The 14,337-nt window shown below is 41.1% G+C and carries 8 protein-coding genes; 3 read left to right on the top strand and 5 right to left on the bottom strand.

Translation table 11 applies throughout. The features are described from left to right. Positions 1-5 precede the first annotated feature (5 nt). The 5 genes from ACMX3D_RS02030 to ACMX3D_RS02010 all read right to left on the bottom strand — a co-directional run bounded on the left by ACMX3D_RS02030 (position 6) and on the right by ACMX3D_RS02010 (position 5,528). Positions 6-1,265: a glycosyltransferase family 2 protein gene (locus tag ACMX3D_RS02030; RefSeq protein WP_482749829.1), complete on the bottom strand. Its 1,260-nt coding sequence runs from the start codon at positions 1,263-1,265 to the stop codon at positions 6-8. Positions 1,266-1,345: 80 nt separating this feature from the next. After that, positions 1,346-1,813: a DUF2141 domain-containing protein gene (locus tag ACMX3D_RS02025; protein WP_482749828.1), complete on the bottom strand. Its 468-nt coding sequence runs from the start codon at positions 1,811-1,813 to the stop codon at positions 1,346-1,348. Positions 1,814-1,962: 149 nt separating this feature from the next. After that, entirely contained in the window at positions 1,963-2,961 is a 999-nt protein-coding gene (locus tag ACMX3D_RS02020) for an NAD-dependent epimerase/dehydratase family protein (RefSeq protein WP_482749827.1), read from the bottom strand. Between the two features lie 99 nt (positions 2,962-3,060). Beyond that, the gene (gene devC / locus ACMX3D_RS02015; RefSeq protein ID WP_482749826.1) at positions 3,061-4,239 is read right to left on the bottom strand and encodes an ABC transporter permease DevC; all 1,179 of its coding nucleotides are present in this window, start codon (positions 4,237-4,239) and stop codon (positions 3,061-3,063) included. 83 nt (positions 4,240-4,322) lie between these two features. Then, on the bottom strand, positions 4,323-5,528 hold the full coding sequence (locus ACMX3D_RS02010) for an ABC exporter membrane fusion protein (protein ID WP_482749825.1): 1,206 nt from the start codon (positions 5,526-5,528) through the stop codon (positions 4,323-4,325). 727 nt (positions 5,529-6,255) lie between these two features. Between ACMX3D_RS02010 and ACMX3D_RS02005 the strand changes: the two genes are divergently transcribed. From ACMX3D_RS02005 to ACMX3D_RS01995, 3 genes are all read left to right on the top strand, one after another. Further along, a complete protein-coding gene (locus ACMX3D_RS02005; protein WP_482749824.1) occupies positions 6,256-7,593 on the top strand; it encodes a ParB/RepB/Spo0J family partition protein in 1,338 nt (445 codons plus the stop codon). Between the two features lie 824 nt (positions 7,594-8,417). Then, on the top strand, positions 8,418-8,696 hold the full coding sequence (locus ACMX3D_RS02000; RefSeq protein WP_482749823.1) for a hypothetical protein: 279 nt from the start codon (positions 8,418-8,420) through the stop codon (positions 8,694-8,696). Positions 8,697-8,911: 215 nt separating this feature from the next. After that, on the top strand, positions 8,912-14,272 hold the full coding sequence (locus ACMX3D_RS01995) for a beta-ketoacyl synthase N-terminal-like domain-containing protein (protein ID WP_482749822.1): 5,361 nt from the start codon (positions 8,912-8,914) through the stop codon (positions 14,270-14,272). Positions 14,273-14,337: the final 65 nt, after the last annotated feature.

Below are 14,337 nucleotides of genomic sequence, written 5' to 3'. Positions count from 1 at the left end.
TGGGCTTACAAAGATATTTTGCTATCTACTGGTTGATCCAAAAAATCGTATGCTTGATATTCAACTAATCGGATATTCCAAGGGCCTTGTACGCGATAAATGGCACCTCGCCATTTCACTGTTGATCTCAACAAAGAAGCAAGCATAGCTGAACCATATACCCATTGTGTCAATGGGATGGCAATCAACATTTTTAATATTGCGCCACCTGATAATTTTGTTGCTGTTTGACCTTGAGCTAAAATCACTGGTCTGACTCCTAACTCTAAGATAAGCATGAGCAAGAGTAGTCCCAGTGTATAGATGCTATAAGAGCGAAACAATAAAGCTGCTGTTTCCCATCTTTCATCCCACAACGACACCAGCAACAACACAACAGCTGTAGTCGGAAATAAAATGCTAGAAACCAAATCACCAACTACAGCTATCCATTGGGGATGATAAAGTCGAGAATATAAAAACAGTCGCTTGAGATGATCTATTAAGCCTAATAAATCGCATTCTTCATGATTGAGCATAATTAAAGAAGGCACAAACTTGATTTGCATTCCATGTTTTTTCAGAACTTTGTGCATTATCAAGTCTTCATTTAAGGCTTTACCCCACATATCTAGCATTCCTGTGTGGCGCAGTACTTCTGTTTTTACTGCTAAAGTTCCACCCCAAGGAATGCTAAATAAAAACATCTGCACAACTGTAGATACATTACCTGCATAGCGCACTAAAGAACCCCAATACCTACCTGTTGGTACATACCAACGATTTCCAGTTGTCGCGCCTACTTTGGGGTTTGATAAAGGACTGACTAATTCTCGCAACCAGTTGGGATGAACTACCGTATCAGCATCGACAAAGGCTACAACTTCGTAAGCATCATCTAATTCTGCAAAAACTTGCAAAAGGGCGCTGCACTTCAGGCTGCAATTGTGGCGAATTACCTTTAAATAGTTGATTTCAACGTTAGTTGCGCCTAGCTGATTAATAGTATTGTGGGCAATTTGCCACGCTGGATCTGTTTGACTATCAACAACTAATTTTAAATTGTATTGTGGATAATTTTGCGTGAGAAGCGATCGCAAACATTCAGGCAAAAACGGGTCGGCTCCACGTAGACAAAGAATTACGGCTGTTTTGGGTAGCTGCTCATCTGCTAATGAGCTTTTTCGGCTGAAGTGCAAGTAGAACAAAAAGACAAGTCCTAGACACACCTGAATAGCCAGCCAACTCAGCAAAGACTTAGACAGGAATATCGTCAACTCTTCCATGAAATTAGAGGGAAGGGGTATGGGAGTGTAAAAGGTCTAGGGGTGTAGGGGAGAATTATAATTTGTCTCCCCAGTTTTTCTTACGGATCAAGAGAGTATTTCATTACGATATTGATGCTGGTGTTTTTATTGACTACAAAGCTGGCATCACGAAACTTTGGTGTACCTGTTTGAACAGAAACAGTAGGATTTTTAGAAATTCCAAAGCCTTCTTTAGGGATACCAAAGAAGTCTGTATTTAATTTGCGATCGCCATTTTGATCATCAACAATAGCTACTGCATAAGTGCCATGTTTTAATCCAGCAAATTTCTTAACTACAGTAGAGCCTGTAATTTTAGCGCAGCCACTTTGTACTTCACTTTTATCGCTCATAGGAAAACCTTTTTCTCCAGCGTAAATCCGGAAGCACACATCACCTTTTTGATGACGAATATTTTTGACTACAACAGTGAGCGTTGCAGTTTGTTCTGCGGTTACGGGTTTAATACAATAAATGCTGACTAAAGAAGAAAGCACAAAGTAAGACCAACGTGCAATTTTACGCATGATGATTCATTAAGGGGTAATGTTCGTTGTTTTTAAACGCGGAGTATCGCTGAGGTTAACGCAGAGTTTTGGTTGAAATTTATCTGCGTTTATCCTCTTTCATCGGCGGTTAATTATTTTTTGCTGTACTTCTGAGTTTTGTTGATTAACTATTTGGCTAATTTCTGAATGTCGGTTTTTTGCACCCATTCGTGTGTCCGGCGTAAGCCTTCTTCGAGGTCAATTTTGGGTTTGTAATCTAACAAAGTTTGAGCTTTAGCAATAGAATAGGCGTAGGGACGAGTCATAAAATCAACTGATTCTGGCAGAATATCAGCTTTTTTCCGGAACAGTTTTTGTCCTTGACTGCGGATTTTGAGAAATAGCTTGATTTCATCTTTTGGTACAGACATCGGAGCCTGTAAACCTTCAGTTGCAGCCAAGCGCATAAAATACTCTTTCCAGGAAGTTTCTTGACCGTCGGTGATATTAAAAACTTCGCCGTAAGCTTCTTTTTTAATTGCTAAAAAGATGGCATCAATCAGATTATCTATGTATAAATGATTGATGACTCCTTTACCATCGTTAGCATAAGCAAATAGCTTTTGCCGCATCATCAAAAGCGGTCTAATTATCCAAGGGATACATCCAGGCCCGTAGACATCACCAGCACGAATCACAATAACGCCGAAGTCTGAAGAATTTAGGGGTAATAGTTCTGCTTCTGCTTCGATTTTAGTCTGACAGTAAGGATTATTATCGCCAGATAAAGGGCCAGATTCGGTTACATTATTCGGATAATCAAAGCCGTATACCATCGCGCTAGAGAGGTGGACGAAAGTTTTGACACCAGCACTTTTGGCGGCTTTCGCCATGTTGAGAGTACCGTTGACATTGATTTCCCGAAATTCTTTGATGGGGCCAGCTTCTTGGGTAAGTTGTGCTGTGTGGAGAACGATGTCTACTCCCTGACAAGCTTTTTGAGCAATTTTCGGGTCAGTAATGTTACCAACGATCGCTTCTACATTGAGATTTTGTGGTATTTTGCGATCGCTAGAACTTTGCAGTCCGCGCACCTTCATTCCCTGGGCTATGGCTAACTCGGCTGCACGCAACCCGATAAAATCATCAATCCCAGTAATGAGGAGAGTTTTGTTTTCTAGGTTCATCAGGGGTTATTATCTTACTAAAGTTTGAATTTGATATAGAAATATAAAGCCTAAAGTATGAATTAATTTTCATACTTCACCCTTCATACTTCATACTTCTTAGAAAATATCTGCTGGGTCAGCAGAGCGTAATTTGTTAATAGCAAGTGCGCCAGAGGTAATACACATTAAAACTGCTGAGATAAACACAATCAAGGCATTATTGGCATTCATCATGATGGGTAATTTTGTGGCTTCCATTGCAAAGTCGTACAAAATTATGGAAGTCAAAAATCCGGGAATATAAGCAAAAACTGCTAAGATTAAAGCTTGCTGAAATACCACATTTAACAGATAAGAATTGGGATAGCCAATGGCTTTTAAAGTTGCATAGGCTATAAATTGAGTAGCAATGTTACTGTAGAGAATTTGATAAACAATTACTACACCTACAACAGAAGCCATTGTCAACATCAGGTTAAGAATAAAACCAATTGGTGTTCTATCAGCCCAATATTGTTTCTCAAAATTGATAAAGCCTTGGCGATTAAAAACTAGGACATCATTAGGTAAATTGGCTTGCAAATTTTTTAAAACTTTTTCTTTATCAGCGCCAGGTTTGAGGGTAATTACACCAATATCAATTTTTTCGGCTGGACGAGTATTCGGATTTATCCGCAGAAAAGTTGAGTCGCTGACAATTAAGTTACCATCTACACCAAAGGAAGGGCCTAAGCTAAATAATCCTCCTACTCGCACGTTATAGCCAATTGGGCCATCAAAAGGAAAGATTTCAATTGTTTGTTCAGTATCTCCTTGGTCAAATTTGGCAGCAATTGGCCCAAACTCTGGACGAGAATTCCGGTCAAAAAGCATGACATCAGGAATTTTAAGTTTGTCCAAGTTTTGCTCAACTTCGGGAATATTCATCACAGGATTTCCTGGGTCGAAGCCAATTACATATATTGAATACTTCTCGCCAGTCACAGGATTTTTTAACTTGGCAAATTGCAAGTACATGGGGCTAACAGATTCAACACCTTCAAACCCCAAAGATTGATATAAACGAGTTCGAGAAAAGCTTTGATTGGATGTCAAAGATTTATATTGCGAACTAACTAAAAATAAATCTCCGCGTAAGCTTTGATGCACTGCGGTAGCGCTAGAATATAGTGCATCTTGAAAGCCTAGCTGCACAAACATTAGCAGCACAATAAAGGCAATGCCAGCTACAGCTACGACAAAACGAATCTTTTGTTGGGCTAACTGTAGCCATGCTAAAGGAATCTTGAAATTCATGGATTCACTTGTTATTTTTCATTTGTTATTTGCCATTAGTCATTCGCCATTAGTTATTTTTGCTTGTAACTATTGACCATTGACTAAATTTGAATAGATACATCCACTTGCAAGTTAGTCATCCGAGCTACTTTTTGGCTATCTGCGGGGTTATCGATAGATATTTTTACTTCAACAATTCTCCGGTCTGTATCAGATCTGGGATTAAGGCTAAAGATGCTTTGTTTGTCAATTTGCCAACCAATTTCTTTCACAGTTCCTTGCAATTTTCCAGCAAATGCAGCACTAGTAATTGTCGCTTTTTGGCCTACCCGCACTTTTTGGATATCGGTTTGATATACTTCTGCAATTACATACATTTGCGATATCTTACCGATTTCTGCAAAACCAGAAGTGTTGATGACTTCGCCTGTTTTGGCGTGAATTTTGAGAATTCTGCCGTCAATCGGAGCTTTAATGTAAGTTAAGTCTTGGTCGGCTTTGGCTTGTTTAATTGCGGTGACAGCACTTTTAACTTCAGTTTGTGCTGCTTCAACATCTACAGCGCGTACTTCACTGATACTGTTGAGTCTGGCTTTAGCTTCTTTAAGTTGGTCTTGCAGGGTGTTTTGGGTACGAGTAAGCCCAGCTTGAGCTTCTGTGAGTTGTTGTTGTGCTGTCTTAAGTTGTAAAGCTTTGCTGTCGGCAACAGAAGCCGCGATCGCACCTTGTTTGTATAATTGCTGATAGCGATCGTTTTCGGTTTGAGCATTATCAACTTCAGCTTGAATACGGTTAATTGTTGCTTGTTGTGCAGCAACTTCTCCTTTTAGTTGAGATTCTAATTGTGCAATGGTAGCTTTTTGTGCGTCGATATCTCCTGATTTCGCACCAGCTTTGACCTGTGCTAATTTAGCTTTGGCAACTTGCAGTTTATCTAAAGACTGTTGTAAAGCTGCTGTCGCACGTGCATAATCTTCTAAATATGCCAATACTTGCCCGGCTTTGACTTCATCACCTTCTTTCACGAACAATTTCTCGACACGTACACCGTTGATGGAATTAGGCGCAGACAAATAAGTAACTTTACCTTCCGGTTGCAAACGTCCCAAAGCAGTGATTGCAACTTTCACAGGTGCGGGTTTTGGTGTAGTCGCCTGAGTGGTTTGAACTGCGACACGGTTCAATTTTGGTGCAAAACTGTAGAAAGTTCCTAACCCAGCAGCAGCTACAGTGAGAGACGCTGCCAAAATTATTTGCCACCGACTTAAGGGTTTTGTAAATAACTGGCTGTATTTTTTTAGTGCCATATTTTTATTCCAATTGTGCTATGCCAGGAAACAGCCGAAATGACTGATAATTAAGGTGAAGAATGAAGTCTTAAAAATTACCTTTTACTTCATAATTCATACTTCACACTTCATAATTTTTGTACAGTTCTATGGGAATTGTTGTACGCCTTTACACAACGATTTATTACTAATTTTGCGGAGAAATAACAGAAGGCTTTACTCTAAATCTTTCTCAGTTTTATCCTAATTTCGGATCAAATCCAGTAGTTTAAAATACGATAGCGCTAACCAAAAAATTTAAATTTGCGAAAATGAAGCGTTTAGAAAATCTGGATAAACTGTGTCCAATTATTGCAAAGCGATTTACTATTGTCAACCAATTGACAGTGATTAAGTGAGCTTTTAATGACTATTGGGAGAGGTGATAGGTGACAGGTGACAAGTGATTGGTTATGGGCATAGGCATTATTTTTTTATTACCAAGAATGTGTAATGTAAAATACTTTTGATTTATTAGATAAACAAACATTCATATTTAACCTCACTCGTAAAGTCAATATATAAACGCAACAATTATTTTGTAACCTGTAACCTATAACCTATCACCTCAATTATGTAATCTTCATCACTTTTCATCTATTTCAGGAACAAAAATCTAGATTTAAACTCACTAAATAAAATGTTTCAAATTGACTTTGCGTGTTATCTTGGTTGTTTTAACTGAACTTATATAAAAACAGTAATTATGCCTGTTATTGCTATCAATCAAATTCATATAGGTGCTAACCGCCGTCCTGTGAATGCTCATAAAGTTAATGAGTTAAAAGAGTCAATTAAGGCTAATGGTTTACTCAACCCCATCACGGTAGATCAGAATTTGACTTTGGTTGCTGGTTTACATCGCCTCACAGCTTGTCAGCTTTTGGGGTTAGAAACCATCGAATGTAATGTTGTTAACTATCAAGATGCTGACCAAGCACGGCTGGCAGAAATCGACGAAAACCTGATTCGCAATGAATTAGAACCCTTGGAACGTTCAGAACTTTGGTTAGAGCGTGACCAGATTTTAGAGCGGATGGGGCTGCGGGCGAAACCAGGGGATAACCAACATACTCTTAAAGGTGGTGCAACCATTTCACCACCTAAAAGGACTATCGAGTTGGCAAAGGAAGTTGGATATTCTGAGCGTACTTTTCAACATGGAAAGCAAATTGCTAAAAGTATCCATCCAGATGTGAAACAAATGATTAAAGGTACATCTCTAGCTGACAGTCCTACAATACTACTGAAAATTGCCAGGGCTGGTAGCGAAGAACGCAATTTAGCCGAAGCTGCACAAAAAGCTTTGGAATTAGCCCAAAAACAGGGAGATGAACAAGCCGTCGCGCAGCAAACTCAATTAATTGCAGAAGCTAAGAAAAAGCAAAAAGAGTTACAGATATCAGCTTTTAAAAGTGCTATGGCGGAGAAAGAAGCGAAATTAGCCATCAAAAAAGTGCAACGCCAAGTAGAACAAGCAATTGAGCAACCAAAAGCCAATGCAGAACCAGCAGTAAAAGTTGGTGAAGAATGGATGCTGGGGAGACATTTGGTTTATTGTGGCGATACTTACACTTCACAATTTCGGAATTTGTTACCTTCAGATGCAGCACTGGCGATCGCTACTGTCTCCTCTACATGGCAACATAATTATTTAGTAGACGAAGCTAGAGTTGTGGCTGTCCTCCGTTCTGAAGGACAAATTTACGATTTTTACAAACATAACAAAATGCCATTTCAATATGAATTGTTAGTAAGTAACCTTTATATAGGCATTTTTTCACATCATGCAATTGTTAAACCCCAATCACCTATTCATATAGAGAGTATAGAAGGTGTTGTCAATTATTTAATAAATTTCTACACCAGTCCCAATAATTTTGTCATTGCGCCATTTATGGGGAATGGGGAAATATTGGCTGCTTGTGAAAGGTTGGGACGCATCTGTTTTATCGGCGATGAAAACCAGCAATTAGTTAATCGCGGCGTGATGCGTTGGCAGCAATTAACTGGCAAGTTAGCAAAAAAAATGGTGACTGTTTGATAAGTAGAAGGCAGGAGGAGACTTTTGATATTAAACAGTTTTCTTTGATTTACCTTACACTTAATTCTGTCTATTACTGAGCATGAAATACTAGTGAGAAGTTAGATCCCCGACTTCTTAAAGAAGTCGGGGATCTGGAACACATCTGCTTCTGTAACGTTTTTGGCAGATATTAATTTCAAGCCTTTAAATGTTTGTAATTTATGAAATGTCATCAAAATATTGTTTATGCTGTACTTCCTAAAATTTTAATATTTGCTGATTGCTAACTTCTTGGTGTTGTTTTTTGCCTTATTTTAAAAATTCATCAAAAAGTCGAATCAAATTATGCTGCTCTGTTGAAAATACCAGATATATACCCATGTATTTGTTCATGATTTTCCTACTGAATATGCTAATTTCGCTAATGGCTAGAAAATTAAGCTGTAGTTTGTATAGAGAAGGCGATCGCGTAAATTCACAATCACCAAACATGAGTTCGCAAATATACCTGATTGCTATATTGTGTTTAACATTGCCATCTGCTAAAAGCCAGATTTTTTTCTTAAAATCCCTTGAAGAAATGATTTAGTTTATGTGAAGTGTGCTATTCTTTTTATTAATTCAACTCTTCAAAGCCCAACGGAAACAAAACACATTTATTGCGCTTGAAGATGAGAAACATACTATACAAAGTCGCATCACTATCACCTTGTAAATGTTGGTTAATTTCTTCAAATTGCTGTGAAGTTTAAAGTAGAGGTGATGTTCTTTCAGTAACGAACTTGTCAGCTTTTCTGGGTCGAATTCCGTACAATATATTATCCTGGACGTTGAAACTGGCTATGGCATTTATCAAGATACAGAACGTTGTCATTAATACCAGCTACGTTGCTGCTGTTAAGCTAGATAATCAAACGAGCTTGGGAGAAAAAAGCGTTTCTGTCCTCATGGCTACTCCTAAGTTTCCATTGTTCCAGCAGGATACAATCACACAAAACTTCTACCATTACGAATGGCTTGAATTCACTGGTCAAGCTGCTAACGCGCTTCAAGATTATTTTACCAGTTTCAACAACGTTATTGACCTGCTACCGCAATATCAAGAGAAGTGTGAAGTGTGAAGTATGAAGTCTGAATTATGAAGTATGAAAGGCTTCATTCTTAATCTTTCATCTTGCATTTATTTTGAATTGTGTGGTGTTTGTTAGGAAAAAAGCATTTAGCCTTCATACATAGGATAGCTAGTTGCTTGTCACAACAGACAGATGATTTTTGATGGGTAACAAAGACTACTGTAGCTTCACAATCCACAGTAATTAAAAACTGTCTATGTCCTATGTCTGCTTATTCAATTGATGCTGCTTTGGCAGAGTTAGAAGCCCAGATCAACAGTTGTGAAAAAACTTTGATTCGGTATATAGAGGAAAAAAAGATGACGACAGACAAACCAATGTCGATTAACAAACTTAACAGACAATTGCAACAAAATCCTATAGCTATCGTTGGTATGGCTTCGCTATTTGCGAAAGCCAGAAATTTGCGGGAATATTGGCAAAATATCATTAACAAAATCGATTGTATTACTGATGTACCTCCTACTCACTGGAGCGTAGAAGATTATTACGACCCCAACCCCAGAACCCCAGAAGATAAAACTTATTGTAAACGCGGTGGCTTTATTCCAGAGGTTGATTTTAACCCGATGGAATTTGGTATTCCACCCAGCATTTTAGAAGTAACTGATGTTTCGCAATTACTAAGTTTAGTAGTTGCAAAAGAAGCAATGGAAGATGCTGGTTATAGTGAATCTCGTGAGTTTAGCCGCGAAACAACTGGGGTAGTTCTCGGTGTGGCGATGGCTAAACAATTGGGAATGCCACTGGCTGCACGGTTAGAATATCCGATTTGGGAAAAGGTTCTCAAAAGCAGTGGTTTATCTGACGAAGACACCAAAAAGATTGTTGACAAAATCAAAGCTGCCTACGTCAAGTGGGATGAAAACGCCTTCCCTGGTATGCTGGCTAACGTCGTGGCTGGACGCATTGCCAACCGCTTGAACTTTGGCGGGATTAACTGTGTAGTTGATGCGGCTTGTGCTAGTTCCTTCGGTGCGTTGAAATTAGCTATCAGCGAACTAGTCGAACATCGCGCCGACATGATGCTGACTGGTGGTGTGGATACAGATAACACCATCATGGCTTACATCTCCTTCAGCAAAACCCCTGCGGTTTCTCCTAGTGAGAATGTCAAACCATTCGATGCTAAATCTGACGGGATGATGCTGGGTGAAGGTATCGGGATGATTGTTCTGAAGCGTCTGGAAGATGCTGAAAGAGATAACGATAAAATTTATGCTGTCATCAAAGGTATCGGTACTTCTAGCGATGGACGCTACAAGAGTATTTATGCACCTCGCAAAGAAGGGCAAGTAACTGCTTTGCGTCGCGCTTACGAAGATGCTGGTTTCTCTCCTGCTACCGTTGGTCTGATGGAAGCCCACGGTACTGGGACAATGGCTGGCGATCCCACAGAGTTCGGTTCTTTAAGAGACTTCTTTGGCGAATACGACAACAAAAAGCAGCACATCGCTTTGGGTAGTGTGAAATCCCAAATCGGACACACTAAAGCAGCTGCGGGTGCGGCAAGTTTAATTAAAACTGCTTTGGCACTGCATCACAAAATTTTACCGCCAACCATTAACATTACCGAGCCGAACCCCAAACTCGACATTAACAACTCGGCATTTTATCTCAATACTGAAACCAGACCTTGGATTCGTCCAGAAGGCGAAGCACCAAGACGTGCAGGTGTAAGTTCCTTCGGGTTTGGTGGGACAAACTACCACGTCGTTCTAGAAGAATACGAAGCGGGACAAAATCAACCCTACCGGATACACAGCACACCCCAGGAAATCCTGCTGTTTGCTGATAACCCAGCACAACTACTCAGCAAGTGTGAAGCAGATTTATGGAAGTTGCAATCAGAAGGCGGCGACAGACACTTTTCTCAGTTGGTGCAAGATAGTCAATCATTAGAAATTCCTCAAACTGCGGCGAGAGTTGGCTTTGTCGCGGAGAATTTACAAGAAGCTTGCAAGTTGCTGCAAATCAGCATCGACTGGTTGAAACTCAAAGGTACAGCAGCATCCTGGGAACATCCCCAAGGTATTTACTACCGCGCCTCTGGTATGGAATTAGGCGGTAAAGTTGTCGCCCTGTTCTCTGGACAAGGTTCCCAATACCTAGAAATGGGTCGGGAATTGGTGATGAACTTCCCTGAGATGCAACGGTTACATGGCTACATGGATAGCTTGTTACTCAAAGATAACTTGCAGCCTCTCTCAGAAATCGTCTTCCCCCGCCCGACATTTGAAGAAGCAGAGAAAAATGCTCAAGTTGCAGCATTACAACGTACAGAATACGCTCAACCTGCAATTGGTGTATTCAGTGCTGGGTTGTATTCCATCCTGCAAAAAGCTGGCTTCAAATCTGATTTCGTAGCCGGACACAGCTTTGGTGAATTAACAGCATTGTGGGCTGCGGGTGTGTTAAGTGAGCAAGATTACTTGTTCTTGGTAAAAGCTAGGGGTCAAGCAATGGCTGCACCAGAAGACCCAGACCACGACGCAGGTACAATGTTGGCTGTCAAAGAAGACATCAACAAAATTGAACCAATACTGAAGCATTATCCGCAAGTATCAATTGCTAACTTTAATTCCCCGACTCAGGTAGTGTTGGCAGGGCCGACCGCAGAAATCGCTAAAGTTCGCCAGACTTTGCAAGAACAGGGATACGCTGCTGTACAGTTGCCTGTTTCCGCAGCCTTCCACACTTCACTGATTGCTTTTGCTCAGAAATCTTTTGCGATCGCTACAAAGTCAGTCAAATTCAATACTGCTCAAACTCCAGTTTTCAGCAATGTTACTGGTAAGCCTTATCCCCAAGACCCCACCGGAATGCAGCGCATCTTGGAAACTCACCTCGCAAGTTCGGTGTTGTTTAAACAGGAAATTGAAAATATTTACGCGGCTGGTGGTTCTTGCTTTGTGGAATTTGGGCCGAAAAGAATTCTGACTAATTTAGTTAAGGATATTTTAGGCGATCGCCCTCATATTACCATCGCATTGAATCCTAGCACTCAGAAGAACAGCGATCGTTCTTTGCGGGAAGCAGCAGTACAAATGCGAGTCATTGGGATGCAGTTGAAGAACCTTGACCCCTATCAAGTTCAACCTGCACTACCTGCTGAGAAGAAGAAAACCTTGAGTGTGCGTCTCAATGGTATTAACTACGTTTCGGAGAAAACTAGAAACGGCTTCAAGGAAGCGTTGGAGAGTGGACATAAGGTTTCGTTACCTGCTGCACCTGCACCAGTGGTTAGTGCTATTCCAGAATTTTCTGAAACGAACCTCCAAGAACGCCAAGAAATAAGAGTTTCGGAGAATTCAGGTGTAAGTCTTCAAGAAATAATCAAACCGGAACCAGCACCTGAAGTTACTTCCATAACAAGTATTACTGAACCAGAACCAGAAATGAATCCTGCGATCCTTTCTAATCAACTAGCCCAGGAAACTGATATGCCAACACCTGAAAACTTGGTAAATTACCAGCGGATGCTAGAAAGCTTAGAGTACCTGCTGACCCAATTCCAAAAGAATCAATCTGATAATTTACAAACTCACGGTCAGTATCTCAACCATCAGATGGAATACACGAAAGCATTCTTCCAACTGATGCAGCAGCAAAACGCTTTGTTCGCCAATGCCAAGTCTTCCCAAGAAGCAGCGCAACTGAAGCTAGTTGTGATGGAAGGTGTAGAACGCAGCATGATGCAGTTTCACGCTCAACAAGGTGAAACATTACGCATCCATGAACAATATCTTCTGGAACAGGTAGAATACGCCAAAAACTTTTTCAACCTCATTCAGCAACAATATTCACAGTTAATTGCTGGTGGTGTTGCAGTTGAACCAACCAATATCCCAGTCAGCGATACACACGTACCTACAACTACCAAAATTGTTGCACCAACTCCAGTAGTTGAGCCTGTAGCGAAAAACGGTAATGGTAACGGTCATGCTAAACCTGTTGAAACACCAGTCGCACCAGCACCTCAGCCTGTAGTGGTTGCGCCTGCACCTGTAATTGAAGCACCAGCACCTCAGCCTGTAGTGGTTGCGCCTGCACCTGTAATTGAAGCACCAGCACCTCAACCTGTAGCGGTTGCACCCGCACCCGTAATTGAAACACCAGTCGCACCAGCACCCCAGCCTGTAGCTGTAGTTAGCGCATCTGTTGTAGCTGCGCCTGCGGTTGATGTCTCCGACTTAGACAAAAATCTGCTGGCTATTATCAGCGATAAAACTGGCTACCCAGTCGAAATGCTCGAATTAGAGATGGACATGGAAGCCGACTTGGGTATTGACTCCATCAAACGAGTTGAAATCTTGGGTGGCTTACAAGAAATGTATCCTAACTTACCCAAGCCCAACTTAGAAGAACTAGCAGAAAAACGCAGCATAGGCGACATTATTACATATCTGCAATCTAATGCTTCGGGAAATCCTAGTGTCGGAGTTGCAGTGTTACCCGCACCAGTCGTACCAGAAATGCCAGTTGCGCCTGTAGTTCCTGTAGTAACTGCACCTGAACCAGTAGTAATTGCTGAAACTCCAGTTGTAGAAACTGTAGAAGATACCACCGATTACGCAGACATCGCTCAAACACTGCTAAATATTACCAGCGATAAAACTGGCTACCCAGTCGAGATGCTGGAACTGGAAATGGACATGGAAGCCGACTTAGGTATCGACTCCATCAAACGGGTAGAAATTCTGGGAGCAATGCAAGAAGCCTATCCCAACCTACCCAAGCCAAACGTCGAAGACTTAGGCGACTTACGAACCATCGGTCAAATAGTTGAGTATCTGCAACGCCTAGTTGCGGGTGAAAAAAAAAAGCCTGATTCTAACTGGGACTTCCAGCCAGTCCAAATAATCGAAAATGTTGCGCGTCGTCCCGCGCAACTGAAAATCCTCCCACTACCCGACAGCTTAGAGTTCAGTTTACCAGAGGGACACATCTGCTTAATTACAGATGATGGCTCCCTCACCACCTCCCACGTAGTCCAAACACTGTACGATCGCGGTTGGAAAGTAATAGTATTAAGCTTCCCCCAAGCTATCATCGCTCAACAAGCACCCTTACCTGCTGGTGTAGAACGTATCACCCTTGCAGATATGAGTGAAGAATTACTCCAACACAAATTATCCGCGATCGCAACTAATATTGGTACAATTGGTAGCTTCATTCACATCCATCCCCAGAGTGTAGAACAGGACAAAGCGATAGTTAAGCACATCTTCTTTGTAGCTAAACACCTGAAGAAATCCCTCACCGAAACCGCCAATTACACCCGCAGTTCCTTCCTAACAGTAGCGCGCTTAGATGGAGCCTTTGGGTTAGAGCATAACACCAATTATGGAGCGATCGCAGGTGGTTTATGCGGACTTACCAAAACCCTGAGATGGGAATGGCCAAAAGTATTTGCTCGCTCAATTGACTTGAGTCCAGCAATAGATCCGCAAAAATCGGCTGAACATATTATTGCGGAATTGTGCGACTCGAATCTTTATATCAATGAAGTCGCTTATGGTTCGCAAGGGCGAGTTACTTTGAAGGCTTCCGTAGTTAAGTAAAGTTTCGCGCAAAGGCGCAAAGGCGCAAATAAGAACGCAGAATAATTCTCTCAAACTCTTATCTC

Source organism: Anabaena sp. TISTR 8404, assembly GCF_056847745.1.
Note: the sequence above shows the minus strand (reverse complement) of the source record. Positions and strands in the feature narration are given on the sequence as shown.